This window comes from Opitutales bacterium, assembly GCA_013215165.1.
Classification (GTDB): Bacteria; Verrucomicrobiota; Verrucomicrobiia; order Opitutales; family JABSRG01; genus JABSRG01.
On sequence record JABSRG010000007.1, the window covers coordinates 1 to 18376 of the forward strand.

At 49.0% G+C, this 18376-nt stretch carries 9 protein-coding genes; all 9 read right to left on the bottom strand.

All coding sequences use genetic code 11. From position 1 onward, the window contains the following. Nucleotides 1-33: 33 nt before the first annotated feature. Nucleotides 34-801 (bottom strand): RHS repeat-associated core domain-containing protein, encoded by a 768-nt coding sequence (locus tag HRU10_01875; GenBank protein ID NRA25980.1) that lies wholly within the window; start codon nt 799-801, stop codon nt 34-36. 21 nt (nt 802-822) lie between these two features. Next, nucleotides 823-1041 (bottom strand): hypothetical protein, encoded by a 219-nt coding sequence (locus tag HRU10_01880; protein NRA25981.1) that lies wholly within the window; start codon nt 1039-1041, stop codon nt 823-825. Nucleotides 1042-1282: 241 nt separating this feature from the next. Further along, nucleotides 1283-2914, bottom strand: coding sequence for a hypothetical protein (locus HRU10_01885; GenBank protein ID NRA25982.1), 1632 nt, complete (start codon nt 2912-2914; stop codon nt 1283-1285). A gap of 757 nt (nt 2915-3671) precedes the next feature. Beyond that, on the bottom strand, nt 3672-5429 hold the full coding sequence (locus tag HRU10_01890) for a hypothetical protein (protein ID NRA25983.1): 1758 nt from the start codon (nt 5427-5429) through the stop codon (nt 3672-3674). 40 nt (nt 5430-5469) lie between these two features. Beyond that, nucleotides 5470-12333, bottom strand: a complete 6864-nt coding sequence (locus tag HRU10_01895) for an RHS repeat protein (protein ID NRA25984.1) — start codon at nt 12331-12333, stop codon at nt 5470-5472. Between the two features lie 590 nt (nt 12334-12923). Continuing rightward, nucleotides 12924-15074 carry a TonB-dependent receptor gene (locus HRU10_01900; GenBank protein NRA25985.1) on the bottom strand — a complete coding sequence of 717 codons (2151 nt, stop codon included), beginning with the start codon at nt 15072-15074 and terminating at the stop codon, nt 12924-12926. Between the two features lie 305 nt (nt 15075-15379). Continuing rightward, the gene (locus tag HRU10_01905) at nt 15380-16669 is read right to left on the bottom strand and encodes a citrate synthase (protein NRA25986.1); all 1290 of its coding nucleotides are present in this window, start codon (nt 16667-16669) and stop codon (nt 15380-15382) included. Nucleotides 16670-16831: 162 nt separating this feature from the next. Continuing rightward, nucleotides 16832-17251: a YjbQ family protein gene (locus tag HRU10_01910; GenBank protein ID NRA25987.1), complete on the bottom strand. Its 420-nt coding sequence runs from the start codon at nt 17249-17251 to the stop codon at nt 16832-16834. 8 nt (nt 17252-17259) lie between these two features. Then, complete coding sequence (dinB, locus tag HRU10_01915; protein ID NRA25988.1) at nt 17260-18336, bottom strand: DNA polymerase IV; 1077 nt, start codon at nt 18334-18336, stop codon at nt 17260-17262. Between the last annotated feature and the right edge of the window lie 40 nt (nt 18337-18376).

Below are 18376 nucleotides of genomic sequence, written 5' to 3' on the forward strand. Positions count from 1 at the left end.
TAGACACGATCAACCGCTACAGCCCATCAATACTCAGGTTTGATCTCCGCCATCAGGTCTTATGGGATGGCTGTGATAGTTTTTTTGAGCCTCATGGATGCGAGCATTCGCATTACTTGAATAAGCTGCACTCCTCATATCGCCTACTGGGCGTATCTCTTCTATTCGTTGTTGGGGGCCATAAGCCTCAGCCTGGGTCACTTGATTAAGCTCAATCTCTGCATTGATCGAGGTGATGGCACCGTAGAGTGCGAGCCCATGGCCGCCGACGAAGGCTGCTGCCGCTACTAAGGGTAGGATGGCAACGTTTCCACTCGGATCGATATTGTTAACTGGATCTCCCTCAGCATAGGTATAGCGATTTCGCGACTGGGGACGTTCGGGGAAGCCGGAAAAATCGTCCCGCTGCATCCATCGCCTCAATCTCGGATTATAATGCCGCGCGCGTATCCAGATGAGTCCGTCGGCCGTGCCTACGCGCTCACCGTTGTAGCCGAGTGTGGTCCAACCATTGCCTTCTTGATAGGTTATGTTGCCGTAGGCGTCATATTGGCGGTTGAGGATGGTTTCTCCGTCGCTGCGGACGAGGCTCATGATCGAGCCGTTGTGATCCGCCTGTGGGAAACTGATTTCTTCCGATTCAATCTCATCGAACGCATCTCCGCTGTAATGGGTAACTTTCTGCGCAGTCAGGCCGAGTGGGCCGTAAGCGTAGCGTATCTCTTTGCGCTCACGGAGCGTATCGGGGGTCAAGGTCTGATGCTCAGACTCATGCTGATATGTGTAGCGATCTTCTCCCACGACTCTGGGATACTCCGCAAGCTAATCGATGACTAGATGGCTGATGATCGTTGTAAACCCCGAAGCTTCTCCACCATATTTGACGACCTCTTTTGAAAGCCATCCCGAGCCATCGTATGAATAAGAGGTTTTTGCAAATCTATTAGTTTTTATAAGTCTTCCGGTCGCATCATATGTGGCTGTGATTCCATCTGAATCGTGAGATGAGGCATTGGCATCACCCAGTGATATGAATATCATGTTGGAGGCCAGAAATATCAAATTTAACTTCACGAATAGGGCTCTGTTTATTGTGCTCATTTAAAAGTGTTGTAAAACAAGTTCTGGTATCCTACTTTGATAAAAAATTATTCGATTGTTTCTAGAACTATAAGAAATTTATTAAAATACTAATTTAGAGATAATCATCATTCTTATTAAATTTTAAAATTGAAATTTAAGCAGCGTAAAAACATGAGTTAATTTAATAAATAAATGCAATTTATGGGTTACGTCTGAATTTTGGATTTATTACCGAATGAGGATAATAGGTGAATTGATTTATCTCCCAAGCATACCATCTTGTTTTCCCGAATGGATAAAAGGTGACTCCATAGATATCTTCGGGATAAACATGCCCCCATATCGCAACCTCATGCTCAAACGCACTTGGCGTTACGCCACGCATTGTTTGAACGACGTCGGCTCCATTTCGTGGACGTATAACAAAAACATGATCAGCTCTGCCGGCAACATATCTCAGGGCAATGTCGAGATCGTGTGTTGTCGGTACAAAAGCGCTTGGTGGATTCTGGTTTCCTTGAACATGTTTGAAAAGGTCATTTGAGTCGCCTCTGGGTTGAAAGCCCCTAGCCATACCTGTGAAGGCGTCTACTCCTGGATCGCCTCGATATACAATGTCGTCGAGTGAAGCATAGACAAAGTTACTCGGTGCTATGTATTGATAGGGAGCATCTTGCCAGGCATTGGGGTCGTTGTACGCGGGGTGTTGCGTCTTGGCGTCGTAGTATTTTAGTTTTGGGTTGGCAGGGAAGAGGAGCTTTGACCGATTGCCTGTTATTCCTCTTCCAGTTGTTCTAGGCACTGAGCGACCTGAAATTGGCTGGGCAACTCGCGTAGGTTTATCAGCCAAGGTGGTCATGATCTGGCTTAATTGGGCCGAAGCTGTTCTAAATTCCACCTCTCTACGTAGTTCATTTATTCTTTTTCGGATAGTCGGTGAATAATGGGCACTCCGCTCAATGCCATCTTCTCTCCTGAGATAGGTATTTTCCATCTCCGTGAGTTCCAGCTGGGCATCAAATCCTTCTCCGGCACTAATCCAGCCCCAAATTGATGCACCAGCAAATACTGCGGCAGCGACTCCATGCCCAATCGCATTTCCACTGGGATCGATATTGTTCACCGGATCTCCCTCAGCGTAAGCATAGCGATTGCGCGATTGTGGGCGTTCAAAAAAACCTGGAAAATCGTCACGCTGCATCCATCGTCTTAACATCGGATTGTAGTGCCGTGCTCGCATCCAGATGAGTCCGTCGGCCGTGCCTACGCGCTCACCGTTGTAGCCGAGTGTGGTCCAGCCATTGCCTTCTTGATAGGAGACATTGCCGTAGGCGTCATATTGGCGGCTGAGGATGGTTTTTCCGTCGCTGCGGACGAGGCTCATGATCGAGCCGTTGTGATCCGTCTGTGGGAAACTGATTTCTTCCGATTCAATCTCATCGAACGCATCTCCGCTGTAATGGATTACTTTCTGCGCAGTTAGACCGAGTGGGCCGTAGTTATAGAGAATTTCTCTGCGCTCACGGAGCGTATCTGGAGTCAAGGTCTGATGCTCGGACTCATGCTGATATGTGTAGCGATCTTCACCTACGACTCGGGGATACTCCGCAAGCTCATCGATGACTAGATGGCTGATGATGGTGGTGAACCCAGAGGCTTCTCCACCATATTTGACGACTTCTTTTGAAAGCCATCCGGAGCCGTCGTAGAGATAGTGAGTCTCTGCAAACCCGTTAGTTTGAATTAGTCGACCAGCTGCGTCGTATGTGGCAGTGAGGGGATCGTTGTTAGAAATCGAAGCATGTACTACAATCGACGGAAATGTGATCAAAATTGCGTATTTAAATGAACGTATGAAGAGTTCATTAACGATTTTTTCTATCCGAGTGAGCGTTCAAAAATGAGGTTTAATTTATTTATAAGTACGTTTGAGTAATAAGATGAATTATCTCCTCTCAAATATGTATTTGACGTTGCCATCAAATCTGGCCCAATGACGATTTATTTCCGGAATTTCTGTGGATTTCATTCTTAAATAAAGATTGGTTGCCAAGTGGGTGCACAATTCCAGTAAACGGTTAAGGCCTATATTCGATACTCTCTTTGGAGCTACTTGATATAGGTATTGATAGGAAATCTAATTTGTAGTTGTTGCTAGCTCTTTTATTTCGAGATAAAATAGAGCGTGGATTTGATTTTCCTGTGAAAATCTTGGCGACTGAACTAGTGGTAGTTAAAGCATTTAAATTTGTAATCCTGTTCTTATAGCAATCCAGGCCATCTCTGGCAGCCACCTTGTGTTTCGGCGAGTAAAGGTGATAGTCACTAATTGGAAATCGATCGCTTCCGATATCTAATAACTGAGTTTTTTTCGGGAAAGAGAAAGCATCCGTGTTACAATTTTCAATCTTATGCTGTATTTCGATTTTCCGGAGATCATTAAGGGCATCTGCTGAAATACTTGCTCCGACGGTTTCGACAAATCGGCCACAGCAATCCACATTGTCGACTGGATATCCTTCTGTGTTGGCATAGCGACTATCTGAGATTAATCCGAGAAACACGGTGTATAACACTAAAGCTGCGTCCTAATATGTTATATCATCGACGATACATTCCGATAAGCAGCCATAGAAACTTATGTGGCCTTGATTGCTGCGTATAAGTGCACTTAAGGAGGTGCGCTTTTGAACGGTCATGGGGTAGCCCCAGTCTCGCATATTCACCGGGTCGCCAGGTCTGAGTGGGCTTACTAGATAATCCGGCATCATTGAGCCAGAGAGGTATGTGCGTGAGCCAATATAACTGCTATCAAGATCTTCAACTCGTTCGGGGCTTTCAATGCGTATTTGATCAATGAGCGAGAATGGGATGGTATTTCCATGTTTTGTCATCACCGTCACCGTCGTGTTAGGCGGCACGCGGTATTGTCGATTATACGAATTTGACGGAAACCAATCTGAATCTGGATGGACTTGTCGGTTGAACTGTAATTCTTGTTTATTTACCAAGCCGTCTGTGATCAGCAACGGTAACCCTCCGTGACCGACAATTGCCTTTTTATCGACTGGATCGACCAGGGGTGGTGCTATCCCTTCATATGGAAGTAAGAACATGACCTCTCCTCCTCTGTTTGTCTCTCCAAACATACCAAAGATACCATCCTGTGAATTTAGTGGAAATTTTGGTCTGTCTCTTCCCGCTGCAGTTGGGCGGCGTATAGAACTTGATCTTACTTTATAAGGATGGATCGGAGTTCCTGTGCTTTTGCCGCGGTAATCTGCTAAGTCAGTTAGCGCGTTGCCTAACTGCATGGCTGCAACACCGACTTCAATATCACGGTTCGCTGCTCTCATAAAATCGTTTACAGGATAGACACGCTGCCCCAAATCGTTTTTCCCGCCGCCATAGGATTCCCGCTGTATGCTGGTAAGTTTCGCATGTCCGTTACTCGCACGAATGAATCCGTATGTGGATAAAGCACTTCCGCTCAGAAAGACTCCAAGGACCGCTAAGGGCACAATTGCAACGTTTCCACTGGGATCGATATTGTTTACCGGATCTCCCTCGGCGTAGGCGTATCGATTGCGAGACTGTGGGCGTCCGGGGATACCGGAAAAATCGTCTCGCTGCATCCATCGTCTCAATCTCGGATTATAGTGCCGTGCTCGCATCCAGATGAGTCCGTCGGCCGTTCCTACGCGCTCACCGTTGTAGCCGAGTGTGGTCCAGCCATTGCCTTCTTGATAGGAGACATTGCCGTAGGCGTCATATTGGCGGCTGAGGATGGTTTTTCCGTCGCTGCGGACGAGGCTCATGATCGAGCCGTTGTGATCCGTCTGTGGGAAACTGATTTCTTCCGATTCAATCTCATCGAACGCATCTCCGCTGTAGTGGATGACCTTCTGCGAAATTAGACCGAGTGGGCCGTAGTTATAGAGAATCTCTCTGCGCTCACTGAGCGTATCCGGAGTCAAGGTCTGATGCTCGGACTCGTGCTGATATGTGTAGCGATCTTCTCCTACGACTCGGGGATACTCCGCAAGCTCATCTATGACTAAATGGCTAATGATCGTGATGAACACCGAGGCCTCATTGCCATAGCGAACAGTTTCCTTTGAGAGTAATCCAAGACCATCATAGGTGTAAGCCGTATGAGCAAACCCCATCGTTTCTGTCAATCTGCCCGCTGCATCATAACTGCAAGTGAGAGGCTCGGAGTCTGCGAGACTTCCCCAGAGGTTCGCCAAATTCAGAACTAAAACAACGAGGAGTGATCGTGCTGAAGTACGAGTTGGCTTCATGGCTAAGGTCGGCCAGGCATGTAGACATCCTTTGATCTTCATTTCGTTCCTTTCTGTAAGGGAAAGATAGAAGTTGTTTAACTTACTCGCCCGGTTCTTCCTCCGGAGGCTCTGGCAATTCGGCGCGTGGATCTGCTACGTTGATGTAGAGGTTATTTATTTGAGGGGCATCACCAAAATCTTCCGCAATATATACAACATACCGGCCATCATGCGAAAGTGCGATAACCTGCGATCCCACATCGCCAAAAAATGGCCGTGTGCCGGCTCCGTAGTCGAGGTCTAGGTCTAGAGATACTGCCGTCGGTATCCATAAGTTGTCCCCAGCTCGGGTAAGGACATAGACGTCATCAGCGAAACCGTCATCACGGCCAAGCATATCAGGGTTTTCAATCCATGCTGTGCTCATGGCAATGTATTGTCCATCGGGAGTGCTAGTCATACTTAAATAGTCGAAATGCTCTATAGGTCCGCTCGGTGTTTGTAACACCTCTGCCTGAGTACCATTGCTGCTGTATCTTACCGCTTTGGTGAACATGTCGCCATAGAAACCAGAGTCGTCAAAGATATCGGTTTGCCCGAAGACTTCGCCTGAGTTGGTAACTGCCGATGCAACATAAAAGCGAACGTCAGTTTCAGGCACGGGGCGGCCGGCAATCTCTTTGGTGAGCGTGAACTGGTCTCCCGTGTCGAGATTGACGAGGAATCCGAAGTCTTTCTCTTTTCTGGACTGTGACCTATCCAAAAAGTCCGCGTGTGTGGTGAGCCACGTGCCATCTGAAGAAATACTGAAGTCGCTCAATTTGACAAGCGGGTCTACTTTAAAAGTGGTCTGAGTCGTGGGTGATCCGCCGAGAAGGTTGGCAACTTTCCGGTCCTCTGTGGTGTGCACTGCAATGTAGTCATTGACGAAGCCAGGTTGGACAAGGGATCGTTTACCATCGTCACTGGCATCGATTTCTGTTCGCAGCGAATATGTGTTTGGGAAGCGGGTGACGAGACCTGTGTGTCGGTCCCAACGATGGAGGCTGCCGCCGGGAGAACCTTCAGCGATGTTGAGGTTCGTTGCTTCTGAAATGAATGTGACATATCGTCCATCTGAGGAAACTCGGGCGTTTTTGCTATTTCCGTTCGGGGGCCTTCCGTCCCGTGTTGCCGACACGTGATAGTAACGGTTTTCAAGTTGATCCAAAAGATAGACTTGTTTTCTCCCCTGAGCATCGTAAGCGCTTTTGAAGAAGTATTCGCCTTCGATGGTCATTGCAATATATCTGCCGTCAGCGGAGATATCTGCGGAGGTCGCGCGTGCTTCGAGGCCTTCATAGGTTACATTTAACTGTCTGCTCAATGGGGCTTCTCCAGTGCTAGTTATTGCTCCAGCTCTGTCGTAAGTAACGCCTCCTGAAAGGATTCTACTTGAGCCTGAGCTGATATTCCAGCTCTCTCCGTTGGGTCCAACTGCGTATTCCACAGCAGTCATGTCGCCAGCTCCATTGTAGGTATACGTAATGTCGTTCGGGACGAGGGTGATTTCTGGTGTAAACTCCGTACTGAGACGGCTGAGGGCATCATAGATGTATGAGCTGGTGCCCATGTCGTTGGTCTTGGTGCTGATGCGACCATTGCCATCATAGGTGTAGTCTATGCTGAAATCGTCGCTGTCTTCTCTGTCTATGCTTTGTTCAATGGACTCTGTTTCGCCCTTTATATTTCTTTTATGATGCGTAACTAAGGCTGTCTCGACTTCGACCATCTCTGATTGCTCATTTTCAGTCTCGATAAGCAGGGTGCGCGTCATGACTGGCGTGCCGTAGTCGTCATAAGCGAAATGGGCGCTTTCTGAGGGAGATATTTCCTTGTCGTCGGGAGATGTGAATAAGGATAGTGTCTCTACTTTGCCGTCGTCGTAGCGACTGGTGACCGCGACTTCTTCTCCATTCCAATAACGAGTCCCTGTGTGTCGACCGAGGTCATCATAGAGGTAGGTGAGGGTCCTGCCGTCTCGCGTGCGTTCTGTAATCTGGCCGCGATGATTATAGACATACTCCGTTCGGCCAGTTTCTTGTCCCAGCGGGGGGAAGTCATTTACGGCAATGAGTGCGCCATTTTGTGAATATTCGTGGGTCGATCTCCATTCAGGCACTCCATCAACTAAAATCGTAGTTTCGATCAATTGGCCCCATTTGTCATAGGAATAGATCGTTTTACGACTGGCTTGGTCCGTGTATTCGGCGAGCTGTCCGTCGGGGCGCCTCAACCAGCGTTCGGTGCCTGTTGGGTCAGAGAGAACGACTTCTCGATTTTCCAAGTCGTAACTGTATGTCGTGCGTTGTCCCAGAGGTAGGTTGGCTTCTGCGAGCCATCCAAGCCCATCATATTCATATGTGGTGACTTGATTCAAAGCGTCGGTGATTTTAGAAATCTGACCTTCGATGTTATACTCAAATTTTGTGGTATGTCCGAAAGAGTCGGTGACCTCTGATGGCTTGTTTAAGCTGTTAGAATGGTCATAAGCCAGGCCTACCGCGGATTCTGGTGTCGTTGAGCCACCGCGCCAAACTTGGGTTTGACGGCCAAAGGTGTCATATTGAGTGTTTCCGACCACCTGGCTTTCGTTCTTGCCGGAGGTTTGGCGGATGGGATAAAGGGACTCAGGGTCGTAGCTGATGGTCGTCTTAATCTCATCTTGGCGAACGATTTCTTCGAGCGCTAGGTGCTCGTCATTGTAGGTGTAGCTGCGGCTCGTCCCATCAAAGTTGGAGACTTGATCGGGTCTATCCAGGAGATCGTGGGTTGTGGCTACTGAGTGAGACTCGATTACTTGATCGCTCCCATCGAGTACTTCTAAAATTTTTTCGGTGACGAGGCCAAGCGGATCTATAGTTACCCGAGTCATCAACCAGTGGTCATCTTGTGCACTGGCAACCCCACTTGCGACTAAGCGTCCAATTTCATCATATTCGAAGCGGGTGAGTTGGCGTTCAGAGTCATCTTCGGCCACTTGATATACACCTAAGACACGGCCTGCCTCGTCATATTCGGTGCGGGTTCCAATGAATTTGCCATCAGCACTGAGACTTTTTGATAGAAGCAGGTCTCCGAAGGCGTTGAACTCACGAATCTCCTTACTTCCATCTGGGTATTCCGTTTCGAGCGGGACGTATCCCCCTTGTATGCCTACCTGGGACCATTGTGAAAATGTGGTCGTGGCTGCGGCACCCTCGGGATCACTGATGATTTCGACGAGTCGGCCGAGGTCGTCATAGACATACTCTGTGCGCCGCTCTTCTTGGCCGCGCACAGAGGTTACGCTGAGTAGCTCATAAGTGGTGTCGTTATACTCCCATGTCGTTACTAGGCCCGTGGTGCTGGATTGCTGGAGCGGGCGTCCGAGGAAGTCGAATTCTGTCTCAACAACGACATCTTCAGTCCCAGGTGCTTCTACTTTTGATGAAATGGGGAACCCTAAGTCGTTATATTCGAATGTCGTTTTGATGCCATTTGGTGTCACCATGGTCTTGGGCAGTCCGCTACTCAGATAAGTATAGATCGTTTTTCTGCCATCATTACCCTCACGCTCGATGGGCAATCCACCAGCGTTGTAAGTATTATTTACCTGCCAGAGCTGTTGGTCATCTCCGCTGCGCGTCGACTGAGTGACTGCGCCGAAATTTCCGCGATTTAGATCGATCGTTCCTTTCGTATTACCATCGACGAAGCGCTCGACGCCGTCGAGATCGCCGTTGGCAAGATTATAGTCCATCTCCATGGATGCGCCTGTAAACACGTTAGAAATGGAAGAGAGCTGGAAATTCTCATTGTATGTGTTGAGCGACACCCTGCGCTCGGGTTGGAGGCCGCCCTTTGGAACGTAACGTTGAGCAACACGCCCCGTATTGAGTCCTGAGTCGTCGATGTCGAAAGCATACGTCATATCGCGTGTTTCTCCTTCTGACTCATAACTGACGACTAGTCTGCCGGCTGCATCCTGCCAGTCGTAAGAGATGGAATTTCCATTGGTGAGCGTCTCCTGGGAGACGCGACGAAACAGATCCTCTGAGGCCGTGAGATAAGTAATGTCGACACCGGTGTCCTCCTGGTCTCGGCGTCCGACTAGGAAGCCATCGGGGCCGTAAGTGAATGTAGTGAGCCGTCCAGATGCATCGGAGATGCCGGTGAGTTGTCCCGCTCCATTGTAGATGATGCGTGCTGAACGCAGTGGCGTGGGGTCGTCTGCTAGACGATTAGCTGTGGCATCGCATACTGTGCTCAGGCGCCAGGCGGAGGAGCCATCGGCTCGGGTGATTTTTTTGTGAACCAATTCGATAGCCTGGTCGGTTCTGTTGTTTTTGTAGGTCTTGATTCCAGTCAAAGGGTCGAATGAGATTTGAATCCGGTTGCCCAAGCGGTCTTCCACCTCGTAGAGCACACCTTCCTCATCAAACCTCAGGGTATTTCCATCGCGGAAATTCATGACCCACCTGTCCCCCAGATCTAGCAGAGTCACCATGGCTCCCCGGGGCTTAACATAGGTGCCGTTGTCATTTGAGTTGAAGCGGTAGACTTGGCCGTCTTCCTGCCAAAAGTCGACGTCTCCGAAATAATTTTCTTTAAGGCACATGTCGTAGGAGACAATCCAGCCCTCCTGGCCGATCGAATTGCTGGATTGACCATACACTTGTGAGCGCGAGGTATAACTGAGAACAATATTTATGGGAATGCCCGCTCCCCCGAGTGCCATGATGGGCTGTGCTGCCAGGAATGCGCCATCTTTTAGGCGGACGGGATCGCCCACCAGTTCACCGAAGTCCATGGGCTCTCTCAAGCGTCGATACGGTGTGGCTTCCATGCCCGGTGCTCCTTGGGCAAGTTCGGGGCGCAAGATCGTCATGCCAAAGGGATCCTCTGGTTCGCCGCTCACGGGTGCCTCGATGGTGATGCTAATACTTTCTTCGAAGACCTGCCCATTCGATAGGGTGGCTATCGTGGTGAGTGTGCGTTCACCGACTTGAGGGTCCCAATCAAAGCTATTAAATGGAGACGTGGCGCTCGCGACAAGCACCCCGTCTACACTCAGTGTAAGGGTATCAATTGAAACACCAGAGTCTGGGTCCAAGCCTGAAACCGATATGGCCAGTGGCGAAAGTTCCGTGGAAAGGTAGGTTTCCCCAGCTACGAGATCAACAAAATCCAGGTCTAATTCGATCGGAGGAACCACCGGAGGTCGGATAGAGAAAAGAACCTCATTAATATTAAATGCAGTGAGTGGTTGAGGGGTAGCTGAGGCGATGCTCAGCTTTACCCACATCAGTTCTCCTTCGCTCGTATCAACGTTGATGGGTATGTATAACCAATCATTTTCAACAGATAGTCGCACATCGGTTTCAGGTCCATATTCATCCAGCCGGGTAGAGTATTGAAAACTCACATCAAAGGCGCTTGGGCTATTTGGGTCAGTCTGAGAAGGTATATATAACCAAACGCCGTCGACGGGATGCCCTTGATGATTGGACAGCGCAAGGAATGCACTGCCATTATTAAAAGATTCTCCGGTTTCTGGAAATTGGTCTACGAGCTTCTCAACGCGGTGGTTGAGAGTCTGTAACTCTGTTTTGCTAGGATCAAACGATCTTCCATGCGATGTGAGTGTTCCTAGGGGCCAATCCGGATTGGTATCAGTCAATACCAACATGGGAACCACAGTATCCGTGACTATGTCTTCAAACTTGAATTCCTGCCGTTCACTTTCCGCGATAATTACTGTTTGTTCGAGCGTTTCGTCGTATACGCCTACCTCGAATTGGTAATACCATCCTTCGGGATTTTCATGATAGTTTTGGGCGTAGTCAGGACTGGAGGATGGGCTTTTATCCTGCCAATAGTATTGTGTGAAAAAGCTTTGTAATGTGGGGTCATTCTGAGCGTCAGAAAAGTTTGCTCTGTACCAGGCCATATACGCCTCCCGATAGAGGAAAGGGTCATCTGTAAAATTCCTTCCGTAATGAAATGACACCGTTCTATTTGCCTTAGGTGTTATAAGCCATTGATGATAAAATAGATCTTTTCCTAGATGCCCGATTTTAGCACGTATCCAGCTAGCTTTGTCGCCAGTATCTACGATTTCTGCGCGGGCTAAGAATGATCGTGCAGTCTTTGCTGATGGTGCATGGACTAAGATCTGCGGTTGTGTGGGAGCGTTATTTGAATGGAAAACCGCGGTCTCAAAGACGACTGGGCGCACTATAAAGTCCTCATAGTGGCTGCTGTGGTAGACGACTCTGAATTGTCCCGGAGCGCGTCCGCGGGTGCGGAGTCTTTTTATCTGCCTTGTTTCGCTGAGTGGATGCTCAAACATACCGGGCTTATCATTCCAGGCATTCAACTGAACAAACTTCAAAAAGTCTGTTGTATCATCTCCGACGCGCTGCCAGTCAGAGTTGCCCTGGGAAGTCGGGCTCGTTTCAATCTGGAATTCAATTCGATCTAACCAGCCTTGATAGCGGCCGATTGAAGCATTGAGAGAATAGCTATCCTTACTTAACGATTTCTTTTCATAACCCAACGCAAGTCGCAACCTGTCTGAGTTTATTCCATCAGGAAACTCTTGTACCAGCCAGGTAGACCATTGGTCAGAGCTTTGGCTGTCGCTGGTTACTGCATAACTGCCGCGTTGGTAGCGCTGAGCATTAAATTCTTCTCTTGATAGGTGTGCATAAGCCGCATGGATACCATCTGCCGATTTTTCTGGATGCTCCCATTTTCCACCCGGTGCCTCGGCTTGAATGGGGGAGACCCATTGAGATACCATAGGGTCAAATTCGTTGTTCTGGGACGATACCTGGCTGCCCATTATGAGTGAGGCGATCAAACACATTTTAAGTAACAAACCGATGAGCGGAGGCGCGGCGCGGGAAGCGATCGAATTAATAATAACGTTTATTTTCATAGGTTTTTTGAGGTCGGGTATCTATATAGTGCGTTGAGTTGGGTCAAAAATTGGGGTTTATTCTGTGAGCCTAGAGCTAGGCAGACGGGGACTTTATATAATCACATTCAATGCGTTAACATTATGCGCGCTGATGTTGATAAGCCTGAAGAATTTGCCCGTGAATTCGGCTGATTGGCGGCTCAAAGAATCAAAAGATGTCATATCCTTTATCTCCTTTTCAGGATAACGTTTCGTGACGTGAATAACGTGAGGTTTTAGTGTCGGTAGGATAACTATCGGTAAACCCTGTTAAATTTTTTCGATGTCAAATAAAAATAGAAAATACTTGCTAGATGTCATTGAGATGGCGGGGACTTCTAGTCTTTTCAGAGCGTGCCGCTTATTCAAAGACGCACGTTTCAAAGGACTGTTGGCTAACGTGTGACTGTTTTTTCAAGCGTGCTCGAAAATCGAGGCCGGGTTTTTTTTCTGGTTAGACTCAAAATGGCAAGCCGACGGGAAGGCTCCAACATAAGGGATTATTGATCAGTCTTCTATTGCTCGGCTCTAACTTTAATGGGATTATGTGTGGAGTGCTTGGGGAGAATCTAAAAATGCATCCGCGCGCTTACGAAGAAACTGCGCGGAAAACGGGGGCCATAGAAGTAGGTGGTGTCTCGGTCTGGACCTGAGGTAAGGTCGTCTTGGCGCTCATCGAATAGATTCCGCACTCCGACGGTTAGGTCTAGATGGAAGTCCTGGCCGGGTATGTTGATGTGTTTGGTGATGGAAAAGTCGACGACGAAGAAATGATCGGTCGATTCGTTGAGCCTGCCTTCCCCTTCTGCAAGCACGACCATGGGGCCGGTGTAGATGAGGCCTAAAAAGGCATCGAAAACCTCGTGATTGGTGTAGTTCAACTGAGCGACACCCGTCCATTCAGGATTCTCGAGAAAGCGATCTTCGACAATGCCATCGAGTACCTCTTGGCGCTCGTCAAATCGCGCATCGTTGTAGGCTACACCAGCATCGAACCAAAACTGGTCGTTGATTCGATACATGACATTAGCCTCGAATCCTTGGACTGCAGAACCTCCGGCATTTTCTCGCAGTTTGAACGCATCGCCGTTTGAGTCAGTAAATACGATATCGCTTACGTTAAAGGTGTCCTCAATTTCGGTGCGGTAGAACTCCACGTCGATTTGTAGCTTATTGTCGGCAGCGCTAGGTATCCACACGAATCCAGCGCCCCAAGAGGTGGATGACTCCTCCGTTAGCCCAGGGACATTTCGGGTGCGTGTGGGATCATCAAGGATTTCGATATGGAAGTCTTCATTGAAAATTTCTGGTGCACGAAAACCTGTGGCAACCGATGCTCGGAATGTGAGGTCTGATGTAGCGCGATAGCGCACGGCTGCTCGTGGCGATAGAATCCAATCATCGATGTCGGAATGTTTGTCTGCACGTACACCGGTGACGAGCGTCATGGCGTCAGTGGGGTCCCATTCATTTTGAATGTAGATTCCGAGGTTATCGAAATCCCCCTCGGCGATAGGATCTTCTCCCGAACGTTCAGCGATCGTCCCATCCGTGCGCAATGGCTGGCCTAGATCATCGCGCTTTTCGTCAAATACTTCATCTTCCAGATACTGCAGTCCCCAGATGAGGATGTGCTCACCAAAATCATAGCTAAACAGAGAGTCGAAGTAGATGCGCGTCGTCTCAGTAAACCCATAAAGAAGTTTAGCTTCTTCTACGGCAGCGGCATAGGACACGGGATCAAAACTCGGCTGACCAGGTAGAGATTCAACACCTACGCCCCCGTAGTAGCTGTCGCGGGAAATGTCACTGAACGATGCAGCGAGACGGTAGTTGAAATCTGGGTTCACTTGATGATCCCAAGCAATGCCACCGCGGTGCCATGCATGTTCTAAGGCTTCGGTGATTTGTGTTTCGTGAGGAACCAGATCGAAGCGGTCGCCTCCACGGCGATCCTCTTCGGTGTAGGCGTAATTCAGTGAAAGTTTTCCATCGTCGATGGGGTAGGCCCAGAGGTAACCTCCGACAGTAGTCAGCTCGCGGTCAGTGATGTCACTGAAACCGTCATCGTTGAGATCGGCGGCGTCACTTTGGCGATATTCGCTATAAAAACTTGCCGCGTAATTTTGATCGCTAGATACCCAATCCAGAACGCCTGAGCCGCGATAGGCGGGTTCTCCATCGTAAGACTCAAAGGATGCTTCGAAGTCTATTCGGCTTACCACAGGTTCGTGAGGTATAATATTGATAACACCTGCTACAGCCCCGGGTCCATAAAGGGTCGATGCCCCGCCTTTTACGACTTCGATGCGATCAATGAAGGCAGTAGGTATTTGTTCCAGACCGTAGACTGAAGCGAGCCCACCAAAGAGGGGCTGAGAGTCGAATAGGATTTGGTTGTAAGCCGCGCCGAGACCCTGGAGTTTTACCTCAGCAGTCCCGCAATTTTGGCAGTTGGCTTCTACGCGCGCTCCGGAGAGATACTCAATGGCAGCGGAAAGATCAGGTGTGCCCGCGGCGGCAAAAATTTCGGGCGAAAGTAGCTCGGTGCGTATAGGCACGTTATTGAGAAGCCGCTCAGAACGTGTTGCGGTGGTCACCGTCTGCATGGCTTCAAGTTCATCGGGGCCTCGTGTGTCTGGGATCGCCGGCTGAGCAGTGGCCAAGAGAGTGGAGAAATAGATAAATGATAGATATTTTGAGTAATCAAAATAATGCATATGCAAATATCAAAATTTATATGCGTTAAAAGTAAAACACATAAAGTTTATATCTCAAAATATGTAGCGGAGCTGTTTTGTCGGCCCGTTGGTATTTTTATAATTATGACTTCGGCGTGCGTGGACACAGTGCTTGCGAGTGCTCGGCTATATGAATAGGCCACGAGATTTTTGCGTAATCTGGGCTGTTCTGCGATGCTGGCTAACGCAAAACGCGTGCTCTCCAATTTTGGTGGGTATTGGAGTGGAGGTGGAGGGCGGTGCTTCGTCGCCGCCTTGTCTGTTGCTGCCCGAGCGAGCTGTGATTAGCGCACTTCTATGGACGGAAAGCTCTGAAGCGTAGCTCCGGTGTAAACTTGGCGCGGGCGGTGGATGCGGCCCTTTGGATTTGCCGCGATCTCTTTCCAGTGTGCAATCCAGCCCGGCATGCGCCCGATGGCGAACATGACGGTGAACATGTCGACGGGGATGCCGGCTGTTTTGAGGATGATACCCGAGTAGAAGTCTACATTGGGATAAAGTCTTCGTTTGATGAAATACTCGTCATGGAGTGCCGCTTCTTTGAGGCGGTTGGCAATGTCGAGGAGCGGGTCACTGACGCCGAGGCTGCTCAACATATTTTCACAAGCTTCGCCCAGGATTTTAGCTCGGGGATCAAAGTTTTTATAAACGCGGTGTCCAAAGCCCATCAGGCGAGCTCTGCCGTTTTTAGCATCTTCAATAAAGCGAGACCCATCGTCACCGGAGTTATGAATCTCAGTGAGCATGTCTATGACCGCCATGTTGGCTCCACCGTGTAAGGGACCCCAGAGTGCGCTCACACCAGCGGAAGCAGATGCAAACATGTTGGCTCCGCCGGATGCCACCATGCGAACCGTGGAGGTGGAACAGTTCTGTTCATGATCTGCATGCAGCATCATAAAGAGGTCGAGGGCTTTCACTACGCTTTCGTCGGCTACGAACTCTGCGTAGGGTTTCGAAAACATGAGATGGAGGAAGTTCTCTACATAGCGTAGGTTTGGATTTGGGAAATTGTAGGGGAGGCCGCGTTTGGCGCGGAAGGACATGGCTGCAAGCGTGGTAATCTTGGCCATGAGCACAGCTGCCGCGTCGTCAAAGTGTTCCAGATCTTGTTCGCGGTCGTTCGATGCCATGTCAGGATAATAGCATCCCAGCGAATTGAGCATGGCTGAGATGACCGCCATGGGGTGAGAGGAAGCTGGAAACCCGACATAGTGCGCTTCCATGTCAGTATGGATCGCGAGGTTATCGCGAATCTTCATTCGGAATGTGTCGAGTTGAGCAGGGGTGGGCAGCATTCCATATATGACAAGGTAGGCGACTTCTAGAAAGGTCGACTTCGCTGCGAGCTCTTCGATCGCGTAACCGCGGTATCGGAGGATGCCCTCCTCCCCATTGATAAATGTGACCTCGCTTTCGCAAGCCCCTGTGTTGCCGTATCCGTCATCGAAAGTAATGTATCCCGTGTCCTTCCTCAGAGCCCGCACGTCGACGGCTTTTTCGTTTTCAGTGCCCGTAATCACGGGCAACTCGTATTCTTTTCCAGATAGGGTCAGTTTGGCGGATTCTTCCATGACAAGGACAAGGGATGAGGCGGTCTCAGATCTAAATATTTAAACGGAATAGGCATGGTCAGATCCTGAGTATTGTCTACCAAAATGCGTAGTTTTACTGATTACGCTCGAATGAATCTACTCGGATTAGTTCGGCTAATCTTTATTTTGTTTATCCGGCACCTAGGAACCGATGGCCGTCAGCGTGAGTTTTCGCGTATGCGGTGCTGTCCGATGTTCCCAAAGGAAAATACCTTGCCAAGTGCCGCGTTCGATCCGTCCGTTGTGGATTGGAAGGGTCTCGCTCGTCCGCGTAAGGGCCATCTTTATATGGCTTGGCATGTCATCGGGCCCCTCATAGGTATGTGTGAACTGCGGGTCGTTTTGGGGAACCAGGCGATTGATAAAGGCTTCCAAATCTCGCCGTGCAGAGGCGTCGGCGTTTTCCATGATGACGAGGCTTGCACTGGTGTGCTGACAGTAAATTGAAACGAGGCCTTGTTTGATTTCTAACCCTGCGATGAACGTGTCGATGAGATCGCTAATTTCATACGTTCCCTGACCTCGGGTTGCGATAGTGAGTGTCGTTTGTTCTATCTGCATGGATTCAATCAATCATGAAGGAAAGTATCAAAGAAGTCTAATTGGTGATGGACTGCAGCCTTATCATCGAGGCGAATCCCAATGCCAATGAGTCTTACTGGCAGCGGGTTGCGGTGAAACGCTTGTTGCAGCAGGGATTGGTAGTGTTCCAGGCTGAAATCTGAGCCCGTGGTTTCTATGCTGGTTCTTGAGAAATCGGAAAACTTCAGCTTCAGAAACGCTTTATTGGCACGTTCGAAATAAGACTTGTTCTGCATGTCATCAAAGAACTCTGCGTGGAGATCTGCCAAAATGCCCGCAAGTATTTCCACTTCTGTGCAGTTTTCAGATAAGGTGCGCTCGGTGGATGCGGATTTGCGAGCACGGTCTGGATTTACTGGGCGTTCATCAATTCCACGACACATGTTATATAGGTCGTTTCCGTATTTCCCAAAACGCTGGATGAGCATAGCTAAATCAACAGCCTGCAGGTCTCCACAAGTATGGATGCCGTGATGCTGCATCCATTTTGCTGTTTTGGGACCAATACCCCATATTTTTTGAATAGGGAGACCCTTCATGAAGGCGTCGACATCTTGCGGCGAGATTGTGAATTGACCGTTGGGCTTATGCCAATCGCTCGCGATCTTGGCTAACATTTTATTGGGCGCTATCCCTGCAGATGCATTTAGGTCTAGCTCGTCGTGTATTTGTTTACGGATCGTATGGGCAATGCGTGTCGCAGTCGATGTGCTGTCAGTCACATCGAGGAATGCTTCATCGAGTGACAAAGGCTGGATCAGCTGAGTATGTCTGTGAAAGATCTCTCTTATTTGTTTCGATACTTCAGTATAAACTTCAAAACGCGGTCTGACTAAAATTAAATGAGGGCATAAATCGAGTGCTTTCCAAGTGGGTTGCGCAGATCTCACGCCATAGGCACGAGCAGGATAGTTTGCTGTCGTCAGTACGCCACGGCGGCCCGTGCCGCCCACTGCAATCGGCTTATTGTGCCATTCTGGGTGCTCTCTCATTTCCACTGATGCATAAAAGCAATCCATGTCGATATGGATTATTTTTCGGGCCTTTGGCTTGAGAGGGTTCACTACAATTGGGTGAAATAATGTTTATGTATATGGCAAGCGA